Annotated in this window: 18 protein-coding genes; 7 read left to right on the plus strand and 11 right to left on the minus strand. The window is 69.2% G+C overall.

The window, feature by feature from the left end:
• Nucleotides 1-70: 70 nt before the first annotated feature.
• Genes dusA through ACRWK7_RS32330 form a run of 4 tightly spaced genes read left to right on the plus strand, consistent with a single transcriptional unit; the run spans nucleotide 71 to nucleotide 2,284 of the window.
• Nucleotides 71-1,018, plus strand: a complete 948-nt coding sequence (gene dusA, locus ACRWK7_RS32315) for a tRNA dihydrouridine(20/20a) synthase DusA (protein WP_431861498.1) — start codon at nucleotides 71-73, stop codon at nucleotides 1,016-1,018.
• Between the two features lie 39 nt (nucleotides 1,019-1,057).
• Complete coding sequence (locus tag ACRWK7_RS32320) at nucleotides 1,058-1,591, plus strand: hypothetical protein (protein ID WP_431861500.1); 534 nt, start codon at nucleotides 1,058-1,060, stop codon at nucleotides 1,589-1,591.
• A 20-nt stretch (nucleotides 1,592-1,611) separates the two neighbouring features.
• The gene (locus ACRWK7_RS32325; RefSeq protein WP_431861502.1) at nucleotides 1,612-1,917 is read left to right on the plus strand and encodes a SelT/SelW/SelH family protein; all 306 of its coding nucleotides are present in this window, start codon (nucleotides 1,612-1,614) and stop codon (nucleotides 1,915-1,917) included.
• Between the two features lie 4 nt (nucleotides 1,918-1,921).
• Nucleotides 1,922-2,284, plus strand: a complete 363-nt coding sequence (locus tag ACRWK7_RS32330; RefSeq protein ID WP_431861504.1) for a DUF4186 domain-containing protein — start codon at nucleotides 1,922-1,924, stop codon at nucleotides 2,282-2,284.
• A gap of 153 nt (nucleotides 2,285-2,437) precedes the next feature.
• On the opposite strand, the gene ACRWK7_RS32335 is transcribed toward ACRWK7_RS32330, so the two are convergent.
• The gene (locus tag ACRWK7_RS32335) at nucleotides 2,438-3,361 is read right to left on the minus strand and encodes a replication protein RepA (RefSeq protein ID WP_431861506.1); all 924 of its coding nucleotides are present in this window, start codon (nucleotides 3,359-3,361) and stop codon (nucleotides 2,438-2,440) included.
• Nucleotides 3,362-3,776: 415 nt separating this feature from the next.
• Here ACRWK7_RS32335 and ACRWK7_RS32340 point away from each other — a divergent pair, with 415 nt between their 5' ends.
• Nucleotides 3,777-6,479: a DUF2339 domain-containing protein gene (locus ACRWK7_RS32340; RefSeq protein WP_431861508.1), complete on the plus strand. Its 2,703-nt coding sequence runs from the start codon at nucleotides 3,777-3,779 to the stop codon at nucleotides 6,477-6,479.
• A 107-nt stretch (nucleotides 6,480-6,586) separates the two neighbouring features.
• On the opposite strand, the gene gyrB is transcribed toward ACRWK7_RS32340, so the two are convergent.
• The 4 genes from gyrB to ACRWK7_RS32360 form a co-directional block, all read right to left on the minus strand.
• On the minus strand, nucleotides 6,587-9,058 hold the full coding sequence (gene gyrB / locus ACRWK7_RS32345) for a DNA topoisomerase (ATP-hydrolyzing) subunit B (RefSeq protein ID WP_431861510.1): 2,472 nt from the start codon (nucleotides 9,056-9,058) through the stop codon (nucleotides 6,587-6,589).
• Between the two features lie 70 nt (nucleotides 9,059-9,128).
• Nucleotides 9,129-10,265, minus strand: a complete 1,137-nt coding sequence (recF, locus tag ACRWK7_RS32350) for a DNA replication/repair protein RecF (protein ID WP_431861512.1) — start codon at nucleotides 10,263-10,265, stop codon at nucleotides 9,129-9,131.
• Between the two features lie 70 nt (nucleotides 10,266-10,335).
• Complete coding sequence (gene dnaN / locus ACRWK7_RS32355; protein WP_431861514.1) at nucleotides 10,336-11,466, minus strand: DNA polymerase III subunit beta; 1,131 nt, start codon at nucleotides 11,464-11,466, stop codon at nucleotides 10,336-10,338.
• A 160-nt stretch (nucleotides 11,467-11,626) separates the two neighbouring features.
• On the minus strand, nucleotides 11,627-13,309 hold the full coding sequence (locus ACRWK7_RS32360) for a hypothetical protein (RefSeq protein WP_431861516.1): 1,683 nt from the start codon (nucleotides 13,307-13,309) through the stop codon (nucleotides 11,627-11,629).
• A 243-nt stretch (nucleotides 13,310-13,552) separates the two neighbouring features.
• On the opposite strand from ACRWK7_RS32360, the gene ACRWK7_RS32365 reads away from it, so the two are divergent.
• Nucleotides 13,553-14,032, plus strand: a complete 480-nt coding sequence (locus ACRWK7_RS32365; RefSeq protein WP_431861517.1) for a hemerythrin family protein — start codon at nucleotides 13,553-13,555, stop codon at nucleotides 14,030-14,032.
• On the opposite strand, the gene ACRWK7_RS32370 is transcribed toward ACRWK7_RS32365, so the two are convergent.
• Complete coding sequence (locus ACRWK7_RS32370) at nucleotides 13,993-14,865, minus strand: SDR family oxidoreductase (protein WP_431861518.1); 873 nt, start codon at nucleotides 14,863-14,865, stop codon at nucleotides 13,993-13,995. The genes ACRWK7_RS32365 and ACRWK7_RS32370 overlap by 40 nt on opposite strands.
• 56 nt (nucleotides 14,866-14,921) lie before the next feature.
• Here ACRWK7_RS32370 and ACRWK7_RS32375 point away from each other — a divergent pair, with 56 nt between their 5' ends.
• Complete coding sequence (locus ACRWK7_RS32375) at nucleotides 14,922-15,686, plus strand: tetratricopeptide repeat protein (RefSeq protein ID WP_431861520.1); 765 nt, start codon at nucleotides 14,922-14,924, stop codon at nucleotides 15,684-15,686.
• Nucleotides 15,687-15,688: 2 nt separating this feature from the next.
• Here the strand turns inward: ACRWK7_RS32375 and ACRWK7_RS32380 are convergent, their stop codons facing one another.
• The 5 genes from ACRWK7_RS32380 to ACRWK7_RS32400 all read right to left on the minus strand — a co-directional run bounded on the left by ACRWK7_RS32380 (nucleotide 15,689) and on the right by ACRWK7_RS32400 (nucleotide 23,824).
• Nucleotides 15,689-15,958 (minus strand): hypothetical protein, encoded by a 270-nt coding sequence (locus tag ACRWK7_RS32380; protein WP_431861521.1) that lies wholly within the window; start codon nucleotides 15,956-15,958, stop codon nucleotides 15,689-15,691.
• 420 nt (nucleotides 15,959-16,378) lie between these two features.
• Nucleotides 16,379-17,047 (minus strand): glutathione S-transferase family protein, encoded by a 669-nt coding sequence (locus tag ACRWK7_RS32385; RefSeq protein ID WP_431861523.1) that lies wholly within the window; start codon nucleotides 17,045-17,047, stop codon nucleotides 16,379-16,381.
• Between the two features lie 57 nt (nucleotides 17,048-17,104).
• Nucleotides 17,105-17,551 (minus strand): N-acetyltransferase family protein, encoded by a 447-nt coding sequence (locus ACRWK7_RS32390; protein ID WP_431861525.1) that lies wholly within the window; start codon nucleotides 17,549-17,551, stop codon nucleotides 17,105-17,107.
• A 169-nt stretch (nucleotides 17,552-17,720) separates the two neighbouring features.
• Nucleotides 17,721-22,268: a glutamate synthase large subunit gene (gene gltB, locus ACRWK7_RS32395; protein ID WP_431861527.1), complete on the minus strand. Its 4,548-nt coding sequence runs from the start codon at nucleotides 22,266-22,268 to the stop codon at nucleotides 17,721-17,723.
• A gap of 110 nt (nucleotides 22,269-22,378) precedes the next feature.
• On the minus strand, nucleotides 22,379-23,824 hold the full coding sequence (locus ACRWK7_RS32400; RefSeq protein WP_431861529.1) for an NAD(P)-dependent oxidoreductase: 1,446 nt from the start codon (nucleotides 23,822-23,824) through the stop codon (nucleotides 22,379-22,381).
• Between the last annotated feature and the right edge of the window lie 179 nt (nucleotides 23,825-24,003).

A 24,003-nucleotide genomic window follows, 5' to 3' on the forward strand; every position in this document is an offset into this window, starting at 1 on the left:
TGGCCGAAACGTTGACGAAACGGACCGTAACCAGTTGATGCGTAACGCATTCCCGATATCGGTTGCACCCATGATGGACTGGACGGACCGGCACTGCCGGTACTTCCACCGCCAGCTGTCGAAGGGCACACTGCTCTACACCGAGATGGTGACCTCCGGCGCCGTGCTGCACGGGCCACGCGACCGCTTGCTCGGCTTCGACGCGGCGGAGCACCCGGTGGCTCTGCAGCTCGGCGGCTCCGATCCCGCCGAACTCGCCGCCTGCGCCCGCATCGCCGAGGAGTGGGGCTACGACGAGGTCAACCTGAACGTCGGCTGCCCGAGCGACCGGGTGCAGTCCGGCCGCTTCGGCGCCTGCCTGATGGCCGAGCCGGAGCTGGTGGCGCGGATCGTCGGCGCCATGCGCGCGGCGGTGTCGATCCCGGTGACCGTCAAGTCCCGCATCGCCATCGACGAGATGGAGGAGTGGCCGACGCTGGAGGGCTTCGTCCGCACCGTGTCGGCGGCCGGCTGCACGCACTTCGTCGTGCACGCCCGCAAGGCGTGGCTGCGGGGCCTCAGCCCGAAGGAGAACCGCGACGTCCCGCCGCTGCGCTACGACCTCGTCCACCGGCTGAAGCGGGAGTATCCGCACCTCACCATCGCCATCAACGGCGGCGTGCGCTCGCTCGACGAGACGGCGGAGCACCTGACCCGCGTGGACAGCGTCATGATCGGCCGCGCCGCCTACGAGAATCCTTACCTGCTGGCCGATGTCGACCGCCGCTTTCTCGGCGGCGCCCCCGGTCCCGACCGGCACGCGGTGGTCGAGGCGATGCTCCCCTACGTCGAGGAGCGGCTGTCGCGGGGCGTCCAGCTGGCCATGATCACCCGGCACATGCTGGGCTTGTTCCAGGGACTGTCCGGCGCGCGCGCCTGGCGCCGCCACATCAGCGAGAACGCCCACCGCCCCGGCGCCGGCCCCGAGGTGCTGCTGAAGGCCGCCTCCCTGGTGCGGCACCCGGAGCCGGTGGAGTAACGGATCATGCGTAATCGGCGAAAGGCCGTCCTTGGCGGCATGGTGGGCGTGCTTCTCGGGAACCTTGGCGGACCGGCCGCCGCGCAGGGAACGGACGCCTGCCCGAAGCCGCAGCCGCTCGCGGTCGCCGAGGCCGGCCTGCGCGTTCACACGCAGGTCATGGTGCGCGCGCTCATGTGCAAGACGATCGAGGAGGATCGGGCGGCCGGACGGCCGACCGGCCGTCTCGAAGCGCCAACGGGGGACACCGGCCGCCAGGCGATGGACGCCCGGCAGAGCGCCTCGATGCGCGCCTACGCCGCCCTGACGGAGCACCACCGGACGCGCTTTAGCGGCTGGGAGAAGGAGATCATCGCCAAGCGCGGCCTGGGCCGGTTCGACCGGTGGCGCACGGAAGCGGCCTCCGACATCGCGCGCCGCGAAGGCCGGATGTCCTACGGGATCGACGCGGAGGCGTTCTGCGCATCGGCGCGCAGCCAGGTCGACGCGCTGATGCGGATGAGCGATGGTGAATTCGTGAAAGCCGTCACCGACGCGTGGTGCGTCATCAACCCGCAACCCGCGAAGCGGTGAGGAAACCCGGTGATGCGCGCATGACGGACAAGCCGAGGGTCGAGATCGAATACTGCCGGCAATGCCGCTGGCTGCTGCGGGCGGCCTGGATGGCTCAGGAGCTGCTGTCCACGTTCGAGGACGAACTGGGCGGCGTGACGCTCGTCCCCGGGGCCGGCGGCGCGTTCGTCGTCCGCGTGGGGGAGCACGTCGTCTGGTCGCGCAAGGACGAGGGGCGCTTTCCGGAGATCACCGAACTCAAGCAGCGGGTCCGCGACCGCGCCGCCCCCGAGAAGCCGCTCGGCCACGTTGACCGGACACGCCCGGCGACGCCGGACGCACCCTGACGGTATGCGGGATCTGGATCAGGTGTTCGCCGGGCTGGCGCGGTCGTCGTTCCGCCAGCGTTTCCACCTCGGACCACGGGAACGCGCCTACCTGCACAACAAGGGGTTCGCCACGGTTCTCGAGCACGCGTGCGATTTCGTTGCCAAGCGGCTCGCCCCCGCCCATCCCACGAACGACGGCAAGCAGACGCCGTTCCGCGGGCACCCTGTGTTCATCGCGCAGCACGCGACCGGCACCTGCTGCCGCTCCTGCCTGGAGAAATGGCACGCGATCCGCCGCGGCCATCCGCTGGACGCGAGCGAGCAGGCCCACGTGGTCGCCGCCATCGAACGGTGGTTGCTCGCGGAGAGGGGCGATTCCCGATGATGGCGTTGGTCGGTGATTGCCAAGCCGGCCTGAGGACGGCGTTGGATGAAAGGTCACGGACTCCGTCGAAACCGCCAATCCCGGCCGCGCCGTTTGGCAATCGCCGACGCGTCTCGACCAGTTTGGCAATCGCCGACTCCCCTGGTTTGGCAATCACCGACTCGCGATCATCCGCTCGGGGATCGGCGGGGGCGACGGGTGCAGCAGCACGCCGGCCTCGCCCACCTCGACGCGGGCCGACTCGTACACGGCGAGCGCCAAGTCGAGCGCCTCGCGGAATTCCGGCTTGAAGTGCTTCAGTGCCTTGTAGCCGCCGCCGAACTGGTTGAACAGCGCCGCCCAGGTCACGGGCGTCCGCTCCTTCAGCACGTGCAGCCGGTAGGCGAGCCAGACATAGACGTCGATGGCCATGGAGCAGCCGCCGATGTGACGGATCGCCGGCTCCCAGATCGGCACCGGCGAGCGCTTCAGCGCGGTGAAGAAGGTCTCCGACAGCTGCACCGTCTCGCGCCACAGCGTGCCCTGCCCGTCGTCGTCGCGCAGGCGGATGCCGCCGTTGACGATGTTCTCCTTGGCGAAGCCCTCGGCGCCGTTCTTGTCCCAGAAGAAGGTCAGCCGGCACAGGTTGATGCGCGTCGCCTGCTCCTGCACCGCCTTGTAGGTCGAGCCGCCGGCCGAGACGCCCATGCGGTCGAGCCACGCGTTCATCGAGCGGCCAAGCTCGATCTCGCGGCTGTTGTCCTGGATGGCGCGGGTCTGCAGATAGAGCAGGATGAGCCGCGCCTTGGCGCCGTACGGCACGCCGACGTGGGCGAAGCTGCCGTCGCGCCTACGCTCCTTGCCCGGTTCGACGAGCAGCGTGACCCTCCCCTGGTCGCGCCGCCATTCGGCATCCGCCGCCAGACGCCGGTGCGGCAGGCTGGTCAGGCAGAAGCCCGAATAGGTGATGCCGAGCGCGTTGGACTCCTCTTCGAGCACGGCCGCCGCGACATCGACGACGCTGGCGCGCTTGGGGTCGACAAGATTGCGCGCTTCCTGCCGGCCGTGCGCGATCACGAGTTGGTGCACATCACCCATAGGGTCCTCCATCGGTGCGCACTCCATCATGCAGGGCGCCGGGGAGTCCATTTGGCAGTCGCCGACCAAGCTATTTGAAGGCCTATTTGCTGGAGTCTATTTGCTTGGTCGGCGATTGCCTGGGGATGACCACGAGTCGCGGTCGGTGATCGCCAAGGCTTTGGCCGGCGATTGCCAAGGCCGGCGCTGGAAAACGCCCCGACTCGGGGCTGGTCGGCGATTGCCAAACCTGTGCCGGCGGTCGGCGATTGCCAAGCACACGGCGACCCGCCGGAGGCGACGAGGGGCTTTCGCCAGCCATCATCCAGCCAGTCTGCCGATCAGGACTTCCGAGATCGCCGGACGGTGACCGAGACACCGACCGGTTGCAGGCGCTATCTTGTATGCCGCATCGGACCAGTGTTAGGGCGGCGCGATGGAAACCCTGTTGTTGGTTCTGGTGATCGGCGTCGTCTATCACCGTCTCGACAAACGCCTGAAACGACAGGCGCGTGAGATCACCGAACTGCGGCAGGCCCTGGCCCGTCTGTCGGCCGGTGAACAGCCGGTCTCCGACACGGTCTCCGCGTCCGTCGGGACTCCGGTCGCCGAACCGGAGCCGGAACCCGCCCTCACCGTCGCCGAGGAAGCGCCTCCCGAACCGGCACCGGAACCGCTGGCCGGGGCTGGGCGCTCGCGTTGGCGCGACCTGGAGGACTCGCTGGCCTCCCGCTGGCTGATCTGGCTGGGCGGCGCCACCATGGCGCTGGCCGCGGCCTTCTTCATCAAGCTGTCGGTCGAGCAAGGCTGGCTCGGGCCGGGCGTGCGGGTCGCGCTGGGGCTGCTGGCCGGGGCCGGGCTGGTGATCGGCGGCGAATGGCTGCGGCGTCGGCCGGACCAGCGCGCCATCGCCGCGGTTCGCCCCGACTACGTCCCGCCGGCCTTGACCGCAGCGGGGCTGTTCGCCGCCTTCGCCAGCGTCTACGGCGGCTTCGCGCTGTTCGACCTCATTCCGCCTTTGATCGCCTTCGTGCTGCTGGCGGCGCTGTCGCTGCTCGGCATGGGGTTGTCGCTGCTGCAGGGGCCGTTCATCGCCGCGCTGGGGCTGCTCGCCGGCTTCACCACGCCGCTGCTGGTGGAGACGGGCGATCCCATGGCCTGGGGGCTGTTCCCCTATCTGCTGGCCCTGTCGGCGGCGGCGATGGCCGTGGTCCGCTGGCGCGGGTGGCGCTGGCTCGGCTGGGGGACGCTGGCGGGCGCGGCGTTCTGGCCGCTGACGTGGTTCGCGTTCGTGTGGAGGGACGGCGACGCGCTGCCGGTCGGCCTCTATCTGCTGCTGACCACCGCGCTGTTCCTGATGCCGGCGATGTCCGCCCCATGGAGCGACACGGAGGGCGAGCCAGCACCGCCGGCCGGCGGATGGCGGGCGGTCCTGCCGGCCTGGGCGCTGCCCCGCCGCCGCCCTCCCATGGACCGGCTGGCGATGACGGCCGTGCCGGTGCTGGGAGCCCTGACCGCGGCGCTGGCCTGGACCGACGGGCACGGCGGCGTGTCGCTCGCCGCGCTGGGGCTGTTCGCACTGCTCCTGCTGGTGGCCGGGCGGCGGGTGGAGCGGCTGGCCGGCATCGGCTGGACCGCTGCCTTCGTCGTGCTGGCAGCCCTCGCGCCCTGGAATCTGCCTTACATTCCGGATGCGCCGCCCGCCACCAACGCGGAGGGGCAACCGCTGGTCCTGGCCACCGTCGATGGCCTGCCCGGCGAGATCGGCCGCTTCCTGTGGACGACCGGCGGCTTCGCCGCGCTGTTCGGGATCGGCGGCTTCGCCGCGCTGTGGGGAGCGCGGCGGGTCGCCCTGTGGGCATCGGTGTCGGCGCTGGTGCCGCTGGCGTTGCTGGCGCTGGCCTACGCGCTGGTCGATCCACCCACCACCGCCGTCGGGTGGCCGGCGGCGGCGCTCGGGCTGGCGGCCTTGCTGGTCGGCGCCACGACCCCGCTGGCGCGGCATCGCCACCGGCCGGGCGCCGCGCTGGGCATGGCGGCCTTCGCGGCGGGCGCCGTGGGCGCCATCTCGCTGGGCGCCACCATGACCCTGCGCGACGCGTGGCTGACGGTAGCGCTGGCCCTTCAGGTGCCGGTGCTGGCGTGGCTCGAGCGCCAATTGGCCCTGCGCGAGCTGCGCGGCGTGGCCTTGCTGGTGGCCGCCGCCGTGCTGGTCCGGCTGGCCTTCAATCCGATCGTGCTGGAGTACGAGGGTGCCGCCTGGATCTTCTACGGATACGGCCTGCCGGCTCTCAGCTTCCTGATCGCCGCATGGTGGATGCGCGGTGCGCCGGACGGGCGGGGCGACGACGTCGTGGTCATGGTGCTGGAGGCCGGCGGGCTGATCTTCACCACCATGCTGGCGTCGCTCGCCATCCACCACTGGATGGCTGGAAGCCTGCAGGAGGCGCCATCGACCCTGGCGGAGGCCGCCCTTCACACGCTGGCGTGGCTTGGGCTGGCGGTCCTGCTGGCCTTTGACCGGCGCTGGAACGGGCGCCCGGTGGCGGTGTGGGGCCGGCGCGCCCTGGCGGTTCTGGCGGCGGCGCATATCGTCGGTCTGCACATGCTGTACCTGAACCCGCTGTGGACCGACGAATCGGTCGGGACGTGGCCGGTGGTGAACCGCCTGTTGCTGGCCTACGGCGCGCCGGCCGTGCTGGGGCTTGCCTATCTCCGGCTGGATACGCCGCGGTACCGGCGTCTGCGGCAGATCGCGCCGCTGCTGCCCGCCGCGCTGATCGCGCTCAATCTGGCCCTGGAGATCCGCCGCACGTTCCAGGGGCCGGTGCTGTCCGGATACGAGATGTCGAACGCCGAATGGTACAGCTATTCGGCCGGCTTCCTGCTGTTCGCCGTGCTGCTTCTGATGGCGGCCCTACGGTTCGGCTGGGACTGGATGCGGCATGCCGCCTTGGCGCTGGTGCTGGCGGTGGTCGCCAAGGTCTTCCTCAGCGACATGGAGGATCTGACGGGACTGTACCGCGTCGCTTCCTTCCTCGGGCTCGGAGTGAGTCTGGTCGGCATCGGCTATTTCTACCAGCGGGTACTGCTGCCGACGGCACGGGCGGCGGAACCCTTGGACCAACGGACACCGTGACGGTTCCGCGCCGCCGTGTTGGAAACGACGGGTGAAATGACGATGGGCGGAACCTTCCAGTTCCGCCCATCGTCGCTTGTCCGGCCCAGAACCTGGGTTTCAGAACACTACACGTCCAGGTTCGCCACCTTCAGCGCGTTCTCCTGGATGAACTCACGCCTAGGCTCGACCACGTCGCCCATCAGGGTGGAGAAGACCTCCTCCGCCTGGTCGGCGTGGTTAACGCGCACCTGCAGCAGCGAGCGCTTCGTCGGGTCCAGCGTGGTTTCCCACAGCTGGTCCGGGTTCATCTCGCCCAAGCCCTTGTAGCGCTGGATGGTCACGCCGCGGCGGCCCAGTTCCATCACCACGTCGAACAGCGCCATCGGGCCGGTCACCGGACGCAGTTCTTTCTGCTTCTCGAAGGCGCGGCTCGGCTGCTCGAACGAGCGCTTGAGGTCGGCCGCCATGGCGTCGAGCTTGCGGGCCTCGGCGCTCTTCAGCAGGTCGCCGTCCAGGCGATGGCGGTGGGTGACGCCGCGCCGGGTGCGGATCAGGATGTAGCCGCCCTCCGGCAGCGCCTCGCCGCGCCAGCCGCCCTCGCCGTCCTGGGCGTTGAGGCGGGCGGCGATCAGGCCCGCCACCTCGGCCGCGCGGGCGGCGTCGTTGGCCAGCGCCGTGGACAGGCCGCCGACGATGGCCGCCTGCTCGATCACCGCGAGGTTGCCGGCCTTGCGGGCCAGCGTGTCGATGTGGTGCCGGCCGGAGCGCGCCTTCTCCACCAGATCCCGCAGCGGATCGCCGTGCAGGATGGTGCCGTCGGGCAGCGTGACCGACAGGTCGTTCAGCGCCGCCTCGATCAGGAACTCCTCCAGCGCGCGGTCGTCCTTCAGGTACCGCTCCTTGGCGTTGCCACGCTTGATGCGGTAGAGCGGCGGCTGCGCGATGTAGAGGTAGCCGCGGTCGATCAGCTCCGGCATTTGCCGGAAGAAGAAGGTCAGCAGCAGCGTGCGGATGTGGCTGCCGTCCACGTCCGCGTCGGTCATGATGATGATCTTGTGGTAGCGCGCCTTGTCCGGGTTGAACTCGTCCCGGCCGATGCCGGTGCCCAGCGCGGCGATCAGTGTGCCGATCTCCGCCGAGGACAGCATCTTGTCGAAGCGCGCCCGCTCCACGTTCAGGATCTTGCCGCGCAGCGGCAGGATGGCCTGGAACTGGCGCGAGCGCCCCTGCTTGGCCGAGCCGCCCGCCGAATCGCCCTCGACGATGAACAGCTCCGACCCCGCCGGATCGCGCTCCTGGCAATCCGCCAGCTTGCCGGGCAGCGAGGCCATGTCGAGCGCGCCCTTGCGCCGCGTCAGCTCGCGCGCCTTGCGCGCCGCCTCGCGGGCCGCGGCGGCCTCGACCACCTTCTGCACGACGCGCTTGGCGTCGGCCGGGTGTTCCTCGAAATACTGCGCCAATTGCTCGCCGACGATCGCCTCGACCACCGGGCGGACCTCGGACGAGACGAGCTTATCCTTGGTCTGGCTGGAGAATTTCGGGTCCGGAACCTTCACCGAGAGGACGCAGGTCAGGCCTTCGCGGGCGTCGTCGCCCGAGAGGTTGACCTTCTCCTTCTTAGCGATGCCGGATTCGTTGGCGTAGTTGTTGATCGCCCGCGTCAGCGCCGCGCGGAAGCCGGCGAGGTGCGTGCCGCCGTCCTTCTGCGGGATGTTGTTGGTGAAGCAGAGCGTCGTCTCGTGGTAGCTGTCGTTCCACTGCAGCGAGCATTCCACGGTGACCACGCCGCCGTGCTCGGTCGGACGCTCGGCCTTCACGCTGATGGCCGGCTTGTGCAGCGCCACCTTCGAACGGTCGAGCCACTGCACGAAGGCTTCCAATCCGCCTTCGTAATGAAGATCGCAGACCTTGGGCTCGACACCGCGGGCGTCGGTCAGCACGAGGCGCACGCCCGAATTCAGGAAGGCCAGCTCGCGCAGCCGGTGCTCCAGCGTCGCGAAGTCGAACTCGGTGTTCGAGAAGGTCTCCTTGGACGGCAGGAAGGTGACCTCCGTGCCGCTCAGCACTTTACCGCCATCCAGCACCGGGGCCGCGCCGACGTCCGCCAGCGGGGCGTCGGGCACACCGTGGCGGAAGCGCATCTCCCAGGCCCGGCCACCGCGCCAGATGCGCAGGTCCAGCGTCTCCGACAGCGCGTTCACCACCGACACGCCGACGCCGTGCAGGCCGCCCGACACCTTGTAGGAGTTCTGGTTGAACTTGCCGCCGGCGTGCAGCTGGGTCATGACGACCTCGGCCGCCGACACACCCTCTTCCGGATGGATGTCGGTGGGGATGCCGCGCCCGTTGTCGCGCACCGTGACCGAGCCGTCGGCGTTCAGCGTCACCTGCACCGCGTCGCAGTAGCCGGCCAGCGCCTCGTCGATGGCGTTGTCGACGACCTCGTAGACCATGTGGTGCAGGCCCGAACCGTCGTCGGTGTCGCCGATGTACATGCCGGGACGCTTGCGCACGGCATCGAGACCACGCAGGACGGTGATCGACTCGGCGCCGTATTCCTCCTGCGGGAGGACGGGTTTCAGTGCTTCTTGTGCCATGGCTCGGTTATAACAGAGGTCGTGCGGAATATGGTGCGTCGCGGTGCGATTCGCCGCATTTTTTTGGGTTCTACCCGGGCCTGACGTGCGCGTCCTCCACCCGGAAGCGGCAGGCGTCGTCGCCCAGCGGGTCGAACACCGCGGCGTCGGTGCCGGTCATCCAGGCCTGGCTGCCCAGCGCCAGGATTTCGCCGAACAGCGCCTCCCGACGGTCGGCGTCGAGGTGCGCGGCGACCTCGTCCAGCAGCAGCAGCGGCGCCGCTCCCCGCTCGGCGGCCAGCAGGCGGGCGTTGGCCAGCACGATGGCGATCAGCAGCGCCTTCTGTTCGCCGGTCGAGCACAGCGCCGCCGGCATGTCCTTGGCGTGATGGCGGACCGACAGGTCGCTCTTGTGCGGGCCAACCGATGCACCACCCGTTTCGGAATCGATACGACGGCCGGCGCGCAGAGCGTCGCGCAGCGCGTCCTCTGCGGCCAGCGCCGGGCCGTCGTTCAGCCAGGTCTCCACCGTGCCCTCCACTGCGAGGTCGGCGCCGGGGAACGGACCCACGGCGCGCGCGCAGGCGGAGCGCAGGCGCTGCACCACATCGCGCCGCGCCGCGGCGACGGCGATGCCGGTGGTCACCATCTGGTCTTCCAGCCCCGACAGCCAGCCGTCGTCGAAGCGGCCGTCGCGCAGCAGCCGGGCGCGCTCGCGCAGCGTGTGCTCGTAGCGCGACAACCGGCCGGCGTGCGCCGGGTCGAAGCCGAAGACGAGGCGGTCGAGGAAACGGCGCCGGCCGCTGGAGCCCTCCAGGAACAGCCGGTCCATCTGCGGCGTCAGCCAGACCACGGCGACGTGCTCGGCCAGCGCGGTCTGGCCCTTCACCGGATGGTCGTCGATGCGCACGACGCGGCGGTCACCCTCATGGTGGGCGTCCTTGCCGGTTCCGATCTCGACCGGACCCAGCGGCGTGCGCACGGTGGCCGCCACCGCCCAGCCTTCACCGGGGGCGGAACCGATGCGCTGCACCTCCGCCAGCTTGGCGCCGCGCAGCCCGCGGCCGGGGGCGAGGAAGCTGACCGCCTCCAACAGGTTGGTCTTGCCGGCACCGTTCGGACCGATCAAGGCGACGGGGCGATAATCGGGCGCCAGGCGCACATGCTCATAGCCGCGGAAACGCGTCAGCGTCAGACGCGTGACCGCCAGGGCCTCGGCCGCCGTCACTTCCTGAATCCGTCTCGCTTCGAGCACTGGTCCGTTCCGTGGAAGGGGCAGGCGTCCGCCCCTCACCGGGTCAGACGCGCATCGGCATCAACACGTACAGCGCCGTGCCGTCCGCGACGTCGCGGATGATGGTGGGCGACGCCGCGTCCGCCAAGGTGAAGCGGGCGCCCTCGCCCTCGATTTGTTGAGTGATGTCCAACAGATAGCGAGAGTTGAAGCCGATTTCCAGGGGGGTGTCCTGGTAATTGACCTCCAGTTCCTCGGTGGCGCTGCCGGCTTCGGGGCTGGTCGCCGACAGGGTCAGCGTGCCGCGGCTGACGGCCAGCTTCACCGCCCGGCTCTTCTCGGTCGAGATGGTCGCCACGCGGTCCACCGCGGCGGCGAACAGGCGGGCGTCGACCTCCAGCACCTTGTCGTTGCCGACGGGGATGACGCGCTCGTAGTCCGGAAAGGTGCCGTCGATCAGCTTCGATGTCACGATGATCTGATCGAAGGCGAAACGGATCTTGTTCTCCGACAGCGAGATCTCGATGCGGTCGGCCGCCTCGTCGATCAGCTTGCGGATCTCCATGACCGTCTTGCGCGGCACGATGACGCCGGGGATGCCGTCGGCGCCGTCCGGCAGCGGCATCTCGACCCGCGCCAGCCGGTGGCCGTCGGTGGCGACGGCGCGCAGCACCGGGATGTCGCCGGTGGCCGCCGCGGTGCGCGCGGCGTGCACGTAGATGCCGTTGAGGTAGTAGCGCGTCTCCTCGGTGGAGATGGCGAAGCGCGTGCGGTCGATCAGCGCGCGCAGGTCGGCGGCGGCCAGGCCGAAGCTGTGCTTCAGCTCGCCGCCGGAGAGCTGCGGGAAGTCCTCCACCGGCAGGCAGGACAGCTTGAACTGCGAGCGGCCGGAGCGCAGCGTCAGGATCGAGCCGTCGCCCGAGACGTCCAGCTCAACCTGGCTGCCGTCGGGCAGCTTGCGCACGATGTCGTACAGCGTGTGCGCCGGGGCGGTCGTGCCGCCGGGGCGGCCGATGGTGGCCGGGACGGTCTCCACCATCTCCAGGTCCATGTCGGTGGCGGCCAGCGACAGCTCGCCCTCCTTGGCGCGCAGCAGGACGTTGGAGAGGATCGGAATGGTGTTGCGGCGTTCCACCACGCTCTGCACGTGACCGAGGGACCGAAGCAGGGCTGCACGTTCGATGATGATGTTCATGCGGGTCGTCTGTCTCAGGCGGGTCGGGTGGTGGCGATTCGCCGGTTGCGTGGCCCGCCTCCGGCCCGGAACGCCGGGTCGGAACGGGCGCGCATGATACCACAACGCGCGGTTTGCCGAACCAAATTCGTCGCGAAAGGGGTGCCCGGGGGGGACGGCCTCACCCCAGCCGCGCCTCGTAAAGCCGCAGCAGCGCGACGAGGTCCGCGCTCTGCCAGTGCCGCGAGCGGCCGAGTTCGGTGCGGACGGCGGCGATCAGACGATCGATGACGAAGCGCGCCTCCGGCGTGATCTCGGCCGGGCCTTCCAGGTAATGCCGCACCACCCTCTGCAACCCCTGGCTGACCGCGCTCACCCACGGCGTCACGTCGGTGCCCAGGGCACACAGCAGGCGGTTGATGCGCACGATGTGCTGCATGCGCGCGGGCAGCGCCTCGTCCTCCTCCTCGGCCTTGGTGGCCTGGATGAAGGCGACACCGGCGTCCTCGACGATGCGGCCACGGGCGGCGGTGATCTCCGGACTGGCGTAGCCGACGCTGCCCAGCGTGGCGCCCCAGGCCCAGACGAACTCCAGCAGCCACACCACGTCGTCGTGGTCGGGCGCCGGGGCGTTGCGGGCCGCCGCCGCCGTGCGCGTGCGCTCGACCACCAACGGCAGAACGGTGGAGGTCAGCAGCCGCGTCACCTCACCCAGCAGGCCGCGCACCCGCGGGCCGATCAGCCGCGTCGCCATCAGGCCGCCGGCGTTGAGCGCGTTCAGCGACTGGTCGAAGCGCCTCCGTGCCTCGTCCAGCGTCTCGCGCACCGGGCGGGAGAGGGACAGCGCGTGTCCGTCCATTCCTCCCCCTTGAGCGCCCATTTCGCCGAACACCGCGCGGATCAGGTCGGTCATCGCCGAGCAGCTGGCGGAAAAGTGGCCGAACAGCGCTTGGTGCAGGGGGTGACTGTCGCTGACCGCCGGGCCCCCGTACTCGCGCACGTAGCGCAGCACCACGTCGTAGCGGCGCTTGACATTGAGCGCCAGCAAGGGCGGCAGCCAGACGACGGGGTCGTCGATATCGCGGTTCGGGCAGGCCATGCGCATGCCGCGCATGAAGCCGACGACGATGGCCGCCTGCCCGTCCACCTCCGCCGCCGTGCCGTCGCCGCCGGCGGGGGTGTCGGACAAGTCCTGCCGCATGCGCTCCATCATCGGCAGGATCGCCTCGTTCTCCTCCAGCACCGCACGGACGAAGGCGAGCTGCGTCACGTCGATCGGGGCCTTCCAGGTCAGGTGCGGGCTGCGCTGGCGGGCGTCGCGCAGCGCCTCGCGGTTGGCGAGGATCAGGAACTCCTCAGCGGTGCGGCGGGTCTTCAGCGCGTGCGCGAGGAAATGCACCGCTTCGTCGCGCATGATGGCGCGCATCGCCAGCGCGTCCGGCGACACCAGCACCCGGTCGAGCAGATCCTCCTGCGACATCGCGTCGAGGCGTTCCTGCACCCGCATGGCGGTGTCGGGAAAGGCGAAGCGGCTCAGCGCGTGCCACAGGCCACCCATATCGACGCGCTGGATCAGGCCGGGGATCGGGTCGCGGGTGCGGTAGAGAATCGGGTCGTCGACCAGGAGCGGCTCGAACAGGCCGGTGAACAGGCGGCGCGCCTTGAAGGGGCGGAGCTTGTTGAACTGCTCCACCAGCGCGTCGCGCAGGGTTTGGGCCCGCGTGCTGTTCTGTGCGTTGGTGTTCTCGATCTCGTCGATGACGGCGCGCAGGGCATGCTTCGGCACACGGCTGACCAGCTCGTCCACCTGCCTGCGCAGATGGTCGCGGTGGCCTTCCTGCCCATCCTCCGGCCGTTTGGTCATCCGTTCCCGAAGATCGTCACGCGGCATGGTGTCCGCCGTGCCCCAACAATTATCCAGCCTGATTATTATTCACCAGCGCGGCGCGCAAGAGGTGCGAGACGTTTCGTCGCAACCATATGGCGATATCAAGTAATATACATATTCGACTGTGTCGGATTCCGCGGCGGCGCATAGTCATCGTGGCATTTGGCCGGGAAACACCTTAGTCTTCGAACCATTAAGCGCAGCACGTGGGGGAGGTCCATGACCACGACGGACCTGGTCTGGGACGACTCGGCCAGCCTCGCCATTCCCGAGATCGACGACGAGCACCGCACGCTCTACCGCGTCTACAACATCATCCGCCATTCGCTGGAGCGCGAGGACGGCGCGATCGACCTGAAGGGTGTGTGCGCAGAGCTGCTGTCCTTCACCCGCGACCACTTCGCGCGGGAGGAGGCGCTGATGGCGGCGCACGGCTATCCCGGCCTGGAGGCGCACCGCAAGCTGCACGCCACCTTCCTGCAGCAGATCGAGGACATCTCGACCTTCGTGCGCACCGGCGCCGAGCCGGACGACTACCTGGCCCGCTTCCTGGTGCTGGGCTTCATCGGCAAGTGGATCAAGATGCACACGCTGGTCGTCGACGGAAGTTCGGCGAGTGGGTGCGGCTGCACGTCAGAAAGGATGGGGCAGGCTGACGGTCAGCCCGCCTCCGCCTGCGCCTTCAGCCCCTCCCGGTAGCTCGGGTACTTCAGCGCGTAGCCGAGCTTCGTCTTGAGGCGCTCGTTCTTCACACGGCGGTTGTCGGCCCAGAAGCTCCGGGCCATCTCAGACAGCTCGGCCTTCTCGTAGGGGACCAGCGGCGGCGGTTCCATACCCAGCAGCTCGGCGGCGAAGCGGATGACCTCCTGCGGCTCGGCCGGCTCGTCGTCGCAAACGTTGTAGACGGCGCCCGGATTCATCGTCGCCATGGAGGCGCGCAGCGCCCCGGCAATGTCCTCCACGTGGATGCGGCCGAACAGGTGGCCGGGCTTGTCGATGCGCCGGGCCTCGCCGGCGCGCAGCTGGTCGATGGCGCTGCGCCCCGGCCCGTAGATGCCGGGCAGGCGGAAGACGTGCAGCGGCACCCCGTACTGGCGGTAGAGGTTGAGCCATCCCTTCTCCGCCTCGATCCGGCGCCTGGAGCGGTCGCTGGTCGGCCGCAGCCAGGAGGCCTCGCTCACCCACTCGCCCCCGGTGTCGCCGTAGACGCCGGTGGTGGAGAGATAGCCGGCCCACTCCAGGCTGATCAGGTCGGCGATGTCCTGGCCGTGCAGCGCCAGCACCGGATCGCCCTTGCGGTCGGGCGGGATGCTGAGCAGCAGGTGGGTGGCGTCCCTCAACACCGCCTTGGCGTCCGGCAGCGGGTGCTCGCGGTCGAAGACGTGGGCCTCGTAACCCAGGGACTCCAGCTCGGCGCGCTTCTCCGCAGTCTGGCAGGTGCCGGCGATCCGCCATCCCTCGGCCGCCAACTGGCGGGCGAGCACCCCGGCGGTGTAGCCGAGGCCGAAGACGAACAGGCGGGGAGCGGTCATCGAGAAGCCTTCTTGGTCTTGCGCACCGGTGCGCGATGGCCGAGTGTAGGGCCGTCATGATCCAGCGCAATCTTTTCTCCGGGCTGTTCCATACGCTCGTCGCCCTGCCCTTCCTGCTGGCCGGCCCGGCGCTCGCCGCCGACGCCGAGTTGCAGGAATGCCTGAAGCTCGCCGAGATGCAGCCCGATGAGGCGCTGGAGCGCGCCGCCGGCTGGCAGGCCAAGGGCGGCGGCACGCCGGCCCGGCTGTGCCACGCGCTGGCGCTGTTCCACCGCGGCGACTTCGCCGAGGCCGGCCGGCACCTGGAGGACATCGCCACGGAACTGGGGCAGAAGGACCCGCGGGCCGGTGCCGCGGTGCTCGGTCGGGCCGGCTGGGCGTGGCTGCGTGCCGGCGACAGCGCGCGGGCGGAGCGGCTCTACACCGCGGCGCTGGAGCGCCAGCCCGGCGACGCCGACCTGCTGGTCGATCGCGCCATCGCGCGCGCGGAGGGCGAGCGCTACTGGGACGCCGTCGATGACCTGAACACGGTGCTCGCCAAGGATCCGGCGCGGGCCGACGCGTGGCTCTACCGCGCCGCCGCGCACAAGGCGCTGAGCAACACCCGGCAGGCGCTGGCCGACGTGGCCCAAGCGCTGGAGCTGAAGCCCGGCGATCCGGAGGCGCTGCTGCTGCGCGGCAACGTCAAGGCGCTGGCCGGTGACGCCAAGGGCGCGCGCGACGACTGGAAGCTGGTCGAGCGCGTCGCCCCGGACTCAAGCCCAGCCCGCGTTGCACGCGGCAACCTCGCCGGGCTGGAACGGTCCGGGGCGGCCAAGTAGGCTCAGCGCCGATCGGCGAGAAGATGCCAGAGCACCAGCGCCGGAACGCCGATGGCGACCAGCGCCAGCAGCCCCATGGCGAAGGACGCGCTCCAGGCGAAGACGTAGGCGAGGAGGCCGGAGACGCCGCTCGCCTTGCCGATCAGCGAGACGAAGGTGTCGCTGGACAGCGGCAGCAGGCACAGCAGGGCGAAAATGATGAAGCCGAGGGTGCCCTTCGAGGGGCCGGCCGGCGCGTCGCTGCCGCTCATATCAAAGGTCTGCACGGTCATGGAAACTCCCGGGGATGCATTTGTTCGTTTTGTACGTTTTCGCAAGACAGTCGGTCGGAATCAAGAAGTGCCTTTGACCGAAGTCAAGGCAAAACGCCGCGCCCCGTGGGTGGAGGATCAGCGCTTCAAACGAGGAAATGGGAGTGGACCCGGGACGTGGCAAGCGGGGGAATGCTTGCAGGCAGAAGGAGTTTCATTGCGATTTGATTGATGAACGTCAATTGACGCTCTCCAGAACGAACACCCTCTTGGCCGTCATCCCCGCGGAGGGGGGATCCAGCGTGAGCCGCGACAGCGGCGACATGACTCATGTGGCTCGCGGACGCGAGCACTGGAGATCCCGCTTTCGCGGGAATGACGGTTTGGAAAACTGCTTGATGGCCAGCGGGGTCCGCGAGGTCGAAGCGCCGGCGCAGTGCGTCAGAAATCCAGGTCCGCGTAATGCCGCGGTGGGGGGCATCCCGGGATGGTATCGGCCAGCAGAGGCCGGAAGCTCGGCCGCGACTTGATGCGGGCGTACCAGTCCTTGGCCTCCGGCACCTCGTCCCACGGCACGTCGCCGATGTAGTCCACGCAGCTCAGCGCCGCCGCCGCCGCGAGGTCGGCCAGCGTGAAGCTCGGCCCCGCCAGCCACGCCCGGCGCTCGGCCAGGAAGGCGATGTAGTCGAGGTGGTAGTGGATGTTGGCGAGGCCAGCACGGATCGCCGGGGCGTAGGGGTGACCCTGGCTGGAGATACGCTTGATCAGCTTCTCGCCCACCAGATTCTCGACCACCTCGCGGTCGAACTTGCGCAGGTACCACGCCGCGATGCGCCGCACCTCGGCGCGGCCGACCACCTCGGGCGGCAGCAGCGGGACGGTGGGGTACGCCTCCTCCAGGTACTCGATCACCGTCCAGCCGTCGGCGATGACCGTGCCGTCGTCCTCGACGAGCACCGGCACCTCCCCGGCGGGGTTGAGCGCCAGGAAGTCGGTGCGCCGCTCCCACGGCTTTTCGACGACGGCGTCGAACTCCAGGCCCTTTTCGGCCAGCGACAGGCGCGCCAGGCGCGCGATCGGGGAGAGGGGGTGATGGTAAAGGGTCCTCATGCCGGGCCGGACTGTAGCGCAAGCAACCGCCGGAAAACACCCTGCTTTCGCAGGTGCTCAATCAGCCTTGCGATAGAGGACGTGCGCCTCGCGGTCGTCGTTGGCACCCGGCACCGGGACCCAGCCGTTGTGCTCGTAGAAGGCCCGTGCCGCGGCGTTGCGGGCGGAGCAGGTCAGCTGGGCGGTGCCGCGCAGTTCCGCCAGCGCCTCGCGCAGCAGCAGCGTGCCGATGCCGCGCTGCTGCCAGAGCGGGTCGATGAACAGGGTGTGGATGAAGCGCTCGGGCAGGTCGATGGAGACGAAACCGACGACCTCCCCGTCCACCTCGGCGACGATGACCATCTCGTCCTCGACGCAGTCGTAGTAGTCGTCGAGGCCGAAGCGGTCCGCGGGCTGCCAGGGGAAGGCCTTGCGCCGGGCGTCCAGAAAGATGCGCGCGCAGCGCGCGCCGTCGGTCGGGGCGGCCCGCCGCATCTCGATCCGCAAGCCGTTGGCGAACGGCATTCTCCCGTCTCCGTCCAGGTCGCGATCCAACCGAACCATCAACCGTTCCGAGTCGATGTTATTCCGTCTCGAATGCCGTGGATAGGGCGGGAACGACACAGCCGGACACGAAAACGGCGACCCGAAGGGAATTCGGGCCGCCGTACTTTCACATATGCGTGATCCGCCCTTACTCGGCCGCCGCCGGCGCCGCGGCGGTGACGGGCACCTCCAGACGGCTCAGCATCTCCTTCGGCACGATCTGCCAGAACTTCGGCAGCGCGCGCTCCCAGTCGTTGAGGATCTGGGCGGCGAAACGGCTGTCCGTCTCCTCGACGTGCTCCTCAATCAGGCGCTTGAGCTGGTCCTCGTAGTGCGCCACCTCGATGCGCTGGAAGATGATGCTCTCGTCGTTGACCGACAGCGGGAAGCTGCCGTTCTCGTCGTAGACGTAGGCCATGCCGCCGGTCATGCCGGCGCCGAAGTTGTCGCCGACCGCGCCGAGGATGACCGCCGTGCCGCCGGTCATGTACTCGCAGCCGTTGGAGCCGCAGCCCTCGACCACCACGGCCGCGCCCGAGTTGCGCACCGCGAACCGCTCGCCGGCCTGGCCCGCGGCGAACAGCTTGCCGGCCGTCGCACCGTAGAGAACCGTGTTGCCGATGATCGTGTTCTTGTTGCTCTCCAGCGGCGAGGAGGTGGTCGGCCGCACCACGATGGTGCCGCCGGACAGGCCCTTGCCGACGTAGTCGTTGGCGTCGCCCATCACCTCCAGCTTGATGCCCTGCACCGCGAAGGCGCCGAGCGACTGGCCGGCGGTGCCGCGCAGGCGCACCGTGATGTGGCCCGGCTGCAGGCCGAACATGCCGAACTTGCGGGTGATCATCGACGACAGCCGCGTGCCGATGGCGCGCTGCGTGTTCCGCGCGTTGTAGGCGAGCTGCATCTTCTCGCCCTCCTCGAACAGCGGGCGGGCGTCGGCGACGATGCGGGCGTCGAGGGTGTCCGGCACCTCGTTGCGGCCCTGCATGGTGCAGTAGCGCGCGTTCTCGCCCGGATCGACCTGCGCCAGCAGCGGGTTCAGGTCGAGGTCGTCGAGGTGCGCAGCACCACGGCTGACCTGATGCAGCAGGTCGGTGCGGCCGATCACCTCGTTGAGCGAGCGGAAGCCGAGCGACGCCAGGATCTCGCGCACCTCTTCCGCCAGGAAGGTGAAGAGGTTGACCACCTTCTCCGGCGTGCCGGTGAACTTCTCGCGCAGCTTCGGGTCCTGCACGCACACGCCCACCGGGCAGGTGTTCGAGTGGCACTGGCGGACCATGATGCAGCCCATGGCGATCAGCGACGCCGTGCCGATGCCGAACTCTTCCGCACCCAGCATGGCGGCGACGACGATGTCGCGGCCGGTCTTCAGGCCGCCGTCGGTGCGCAGCCGCACGCGGTGGCGCAGCTTGTTCAGCGTCAGGACCTGATGCACCTCCGACAGGCCCATCTCCCAGGGGGCGCCCGCGAACTTGATCGAGGTCTGCGGGCTGGCGCCGGTGCCGCCGGAGTGGCCGGAGATCAGGATCACGTCGGCGTTGGCCTTGGCCACGCCCGCCGCGATCGTTCCGATACCGGAACGGCTGACCAGCTTCACCGTGACCTTGGCCTCGGGGTTGATCTGCTTCAGGTCGTAGATGAGCTGCGCCAGATCCTCGATCGAGTAGATGTCGTGGTGCGGCGGCGGGCTGATGAGCATCACGCCGGGCGTCGAGTGACGCAGGCGGGCGATCATCTCCGTCACCTTGAAGCCGGGGAGTTGGCCGCCCTCGCCGGGCTTGGCGCCCTGGGCGACCTTGATCTCCAGCTCACGGCACTGGTTCAGGTACTCCGCGGTGACGCCGAAGCGGCCGGAGGCCACCTGCTTGATGGCGCTGTTCCAGTTGTCGCCGTTCTTGTCCGGGCGGAAGCGCGCCGGATCCTCGCCGCCCTCGCCGCTGTCCGACTTGGCGCCGATGCGGTTCATGGCGACGTTCAGGGTGCCGTGCGCCTCGGGGCTCAGCGCGCCCAGCGACATGCCCGGGGTGATGAAACGCTTGCGGATGGCGGTGATCGACTCGACCTCGTCCACCGGGACCGGCGCCTTCAGCTTGCGGAACTCCAGCAGGTCGCGCAGCTGCATCGGCGGCCGCTTGTGGACCATCTCCGAATACTTCTTGAAGGTCGAGTAGCTGTCGTCCTGCACCGCCTGCTGCAGGGTGTGGATGACGCCGCCCTCCCAGCCGTGCCGGTCGCCCGACTTGCGGAAGCGGTAGAAGCCGCCGACGGGGAGCGCGATGGCCTCCTGGTCGTAGGCGATGGCGTGCTGCTCCAGCACCTTCTTCTGGATGCCGGTCAGGCCGATGCCGGAGATGCGGCTGACCATGGCCGGGAAGTGCTCGGCGATCAGCGCGCGCGACAGGCCGATGGACTCGAAGTTGCAGCCGCCGCGATAGCTGCTGATGATCGAGATGCCCATCTTCGACATGATCTTCAGCAGGCCCTCGTCGATGGCCTTCTTGAAGCGGACCAGGCAGGTCTCCAGGGCCAAGTCGCCGAACAGGCCGCGGCGCTGGCGGTCGGCGATGCTCTCCTGGGCGAGGTAGGCGTTCACCGTGGTGGCGCCGACGCCGATCAGCACGGCGAAGTAGTGCGTGTCGATGCACTCGGCCGAGCGGACGTTCAGCGAGGTGAAGGTGCGCAGGTTGTTGCGCACGAGGTGCGTGTGCACCGCGCCGGTCGCCAGGATCATCGGGATGGCGGCGCGCTTGGCGTCCATCACCTCGTCGGTGAGGATGACGTGGTTGGCGCCGCCGCGCACGGCGTCCTCCGCCTCCTGGCGGATGCGCTTCAGGGCGTCCTTTAGCGCGTCGGGGCCGCCGTCCACCGCGAAGGTGCAGTCGATCTCCGCCGCCGTGTCGGCCATGTAGGCGCGCATGGCGCGGAACTCGGCGGTGGTCAGCACCGGCGATTCCAGCTGCAGCAGGCGCGTCTGGCTCTCGTCCTCGTCCAGGATGTTGCCGAGGTTGCCCAGGCGCGTCTTCAGGCTCATCACCCGGCGCTCGCGCAGCGAGTCGATGGGCGGGTTGGTGACCTGGGAGAAGTTCTGGCGGAAGAAGTGGTGCAGGCCGCGGTACTTCTCCGACAGCACGGCGATGGGGCTGTCGTCGCCCATCGAGCCCACGGCCTCCTTGGCGTCCTCGACCATCGGGTGGAGGATCAGCTCGAGGTCTTCCATGGTGATGCCGAACGCCAACTGGCGCTGGCGCAGCTGCGCCTTCTCCAGGTCGGCCGGCTCGCCCTGCTGCGAGGCCTTCTTGACCAGCTCGTCCAGGTGCGTGGTGTTCTTGACCCAGTTGCCCCAGGGCTTCTGGGCGGCCAGCAGGTCCTTGATGCCGGTGTCGCTGTACAGCTTGCCGGCCACCAGATCGACGGCGATCATCTGCCCCGGGCCGAGGCGGCCCTTCTCCTTCACCTGCGTCTCGTCGATCTTCACCATGCCCGTCTCCGAGCCGGCGATGATCAGACCGTCGCTGGTGATGGTGTAGCGCATCGGGCGCAGGCCGTTGCGGTCCATGCCGCCGACCACCCAGCGGCCGTCGGTCATGGCAAGCGCGGCCGGGCCGTCCCATGGCTCCATGACCGAGTTGCAGTAGCCGATCAGCGCCTTGTGCGTCTCCGGCGTGGTGGAGGAGCTGGTCAGCGCCTGCGGCACCAGCATCATCTTCACCATCGGGGCCGAGCGGCCGGCGCGCACCAGCACCTCGAACACGGTGTCGAGCGCGCCGGAGTCGGACAGGCCGACGCCGATCACCGGCTTGATGTCGGCCATGTGGGCGCCGAACACCGGATGCTCCATCCGGGTCTCGTGCGCCTTCATCCAGTTGACGTTGCCCTTCAGCGTGTTGATCTCGCCGTTGTGGGCGAGCATGCGGAACGGCTGCGCCAGCGGCCAGGTCGGAAACGTGTTGGTCGAGTAGCGCTGGTGGTAGATGGCGAAGTTCGACTCGAACCGCTCGTCCGTCAGGTCGGGGTAGAAGGTCGAGAGCTGCTCGGCCAGGAACATGCCCTTGTAGATGATCGAGCGCGCCGACAGCGTGCAGATGTAGAAGTCATTGATCTGCTCGGCCCGCACCGCCTTCTCGATGCGGCGGCGGATGACGTAGAGGTCCAGCTCGAACTGCTCGTCCGACACGCCCTTGCTGTTGCCGACGATGATCTGCTCGATCTCCGGCCGGGTGGCGTTGGCCTTCTCGCCGATGATGTCGACATTGATCGGCACCTGGCGCCAGCCATAGATGTAGTAGCCGAAGTTCAGGATCTCGGTCTCGACGATGCAGCGGCAGGCCTCCTGCGCGTCAAGCGAGACGCGCGGCAGGAAGACCTGGCCGACGGCGAGGTTGTTCTCCGGCGGCGTGTGGCCGATGACGCGGACGTGGTCCTTGAAGAACTTCTGCGGCACCTGCACGTGGATGCCGGCGCCATCGCCGGTCTTGCCGTCGGCGTCCACGGCGCCGCGGTGCCAGACCGCCTTCAGGGCCTCGATGCCTTTCTCGACCACCGAACGGCGGGGCTTGCCGTCGATCGCGGCGATGAAGCCGACGCCGCAGGCGTCGTGCTCCTCGACGATGTCGGCCAGGTTGGCCGCGGTCAGCCGCTCCACGTTGGCGCGGTACTCGGCGACGAACTGCTCACCCTGGTTCAGCATCTCGGTCATCGGTGGACCCTTTCAGTCTTAAGATCGCGAGGGGGCGTACCCCTCGGCCAGACCGGGAGCGCGAGCGCCCCCGGAACCCTTGGATTTGGTGTGCGGGACCGGTCCCGCGCTTACTCGGCCGCTTCGGCGTAGGCCACGGCCTTCGCCTTGACGTAGGCGTGGATCGATTCGGCGGCGTCGCGGCCGTCGCGGATCGCCCAGACCACCAGCGAGGCGCCGCGCACGATGTCGCCGGCGCCGAACACGCCGTCGACGCTCGTCATCTTGGTGCGCGCGTCGGCGGTGACCGTGCCCCAGCGCGTCACCTTCAGGCCCGGCTCGTCGAACAGGTCCGGCAGGTTCTCCGGGTCGAAGCCCAGCGCCTTGATGACGATGTCGGCCTCGATGGTGAACTCCGAGCCCTCGATCACCTGCGGCGTCTGGCGGCCGGTGGCGTCGGCCACGCCCAGGTGGATGCGCACGGCGCGCACGCCGCTCACATTGCCGTCACCGACGAACGCCTCGGGGGCGGCCTGCCAGATGAACTCGACGCCCTCCTCCTCGGCGTGCGCGACCTCGCGCTGCGAACCGGGCATGTTCTTGCGGTCGCGGCGGTACAGGCACTTCACCGAGGTGGCGCCCTGGCGGATGGCGGTGCGCACGCAGTCCATGGCGGTATCGCCGCCGCCGACCACCACGACGTTCTTGCCGACGGCGTTCAGCGAGCCGTCCTCGAAGGCCGGCACGGCATCGCCCAGGTCCTTGCGGTTGGACGCGGTGAGGTACTCCAACGCCGGCACGATGTTGCCCAGCGAGGCGCCCGGCGCGTCGAGGTCGCGCGCCTTGTAGACGCCGGTGGCGATCAGCACGGCGGCGTGTTTGCGGCGCAGGTCGGCGAGCGTGGCGTCGCGGCCGACCTCGAAGTTGGCGTGGAAGGTCACGCCGGCGTCGACCAGCAGCTGCACGCGGCGCTGCACCACGTCCTTCTCCAGCTTGAAGCCGGGGATGCCGTAGACCATCAGCCCGCCCATGCGGTCGTAGCGGTCGTAGACGTGCACCTCGTAGCCCTTGGCGCGCAGTTCCTCCGCGGCGGCGAGGCCGGCCGGGCCGGCGCCGATGATGCCGACCGACGCACCCAGCTCGCGGCTCGGGACGCGCGGCTTGACCCAGCCTTGCTCCCAGGCGGTGTCGTTGATGTAGCGCTCGACCGAGCCGATGGTGACGGCGCCGTGGGTGGACTGCTCGATGACGCAGTTGCCCTCGCACAGGCGGTCCTGCGGGCAGATGCGGCCGCAGATCTCCGGCAGGTTGTTGGTCGCCTGGGACGCCTCGTACGCCTCCTCCAGCCGGCCCTCGGCGGTCAGCTTCAGCCAGTCGGGGATGTTGTTCTGCACCGGGCAGTGCACCTGGCAGAACGGCACGCCGCACTGCGAGCAGCGGTTGGCCTGCTCGGTGGCGCGCTGGTCGGTGAAGCGGGCGTAGATCTCGCGGAAGTCCTTGCGGCGCTCCTCGGCGGTGCGCTTGTCGGGCATGCGCTGTGCCGTGTGCACAAAGCCCAACATCTTCTGCTTCGCCATGACGCCTGCTCCTCGCGCTCGGCGCAGCAGCCCTACCCTCTGTGGGGAGACGCTGCCGCGGTGGAAATCATCGACCGCAAACAGCGCGGTCGCATCGTCATATACCTTACGGGCGCAGGACTCGCGAGCAAAAAATCGACGATAGGGAACATATGCTGACCTATTTGCCGCACAGCTGA

This window comes from Azospirillum sp., from assembly GCF_050789165.1.

Excerpts from the sequence above, each read along its gene's own strand:
- dusA (WP_431861498.1), top strand. The coding sequence starts at position 71 with ATGATGGACTGGACGGACCGGCACTGCCGGTACTTCCACCGCCAGCTG.
- ACRWK7_RS32320 (WP_431861500.1), top strand. The coding sequence starts at position 1,058 with ATGGTGGGCGTGCTTCTCGGGAACCTTGGCGGACCGGCCGCCGCGCAG.
- ACRWK7_RS32325 (WP_431861502.1), top strand. The coding sequence starts at position 1,612 with ATGACGGACAAGCCGAGGGTCGAGATCGAATACTGCCGGCAATGCCGC.
- ACRWK7_RS32330 (WP_431861504.1), top strand. The coding sequence starts at position 1,922 with ATGCGGGATCTGGATCAGGTGTTCGCCGGGCTGGCGCGGTCGTCGTTC.
- ACRWK7_RS32335 (WP_431861506.1), bottom strand. The coding sequence starts at position 3,361 with ATGGGTGATGTGCACCAACTCGTGATCGCGCACGGCCGGCAGGAAGCG.
- ACRWK7_RS32340 (WP_431861508.1), top strand. The coding sequence starts at position 3,777 with ATGGAAACCCTGTTGTTGGTTCTGGTGATCGGCGTCGTCTATCACCGT.
- gyrB (WP_431861510.1), bottom strand. The coding sequence starts at position 9,058 with ATGGCACAAGAAGCACTGAAACCCGTCCTCCCGCAGGAGGAATACGGC.
- dnaN (WP_431861514.1), bottom strand. The coding sequence starts at position 11,466 with ATGAACATCATCATCGAACGTGCAGCCCTGCTTCGGTCCCTCGGTCAC.
- ACRWK7_RS32360 (WP_431861516.1), bottom strand. The coding sequence starts at position 13,309 with ATGACCAAACGGCCGGAGGATGGGCAGGAAGGCCACCGCGACCATCTG.
- ACRWK7_RS32365 (WP_431861517.1), top strand. The coding sequence starts at position 13,553 with ATGACCACGACGGACCTGGTCTGGGACGACTCGGCCAGCCTCGCCATT.
- ACRWK7_RS32370 (WP_431861518.1), bottom strand. The coding sequence starts at position 14,865 with ATGACCGCTCCCCGCCTGTTCGTCTTCGGCCTCGGCTACACCGCCGGG.
- ACRWK7_RS32375 (WP_431861520.1), top strand. The coding sequence starts at position 14,922 with ATGATCCAGCGCAATCTTTTCTCCGGGCTGTTCCATACGCTCGTCGCC.
- ACRWK7_RS32380 (WP_431861521.1), bottom strand. The coding sequence starts at position 15,958 with ATGACCGTGCAGACCTTTGATATGAGCGGCAGCGACGCGCCGGCCGGC.
- ACRWK7_RS32385 (WP_431861523.1), bottom strand. The coding sequence starts at position 17,047 with ATGAGGACCCTTTACCATCACCCCCTCTCCCCGATCGCGCGCCTGGCG.
- ACRWK7_RS32390 (WP_431861525.1), bottom strand. The coding sequence starts at position 17,551 with ATGCCGTTCGCCAACGGCTTGCGGATCGAGATGCGGCGGGCCGCCCCG.
- gltB (WP_431861527.1), bottom strand. The coding sequence starts at position 22,268 with ATGACCGAGATGCTGAACCAGGGTGAGCAGTTCGTCGCCGAGTACCGC.
- ACRWK7_RS32400 (WP_431861529.1), bottom strand. The coding sequence starts at position 23,824 with ATGGCGAAGCAGAAGATGTTGGGCTTTGTGCACACGGCACAGCGCATG.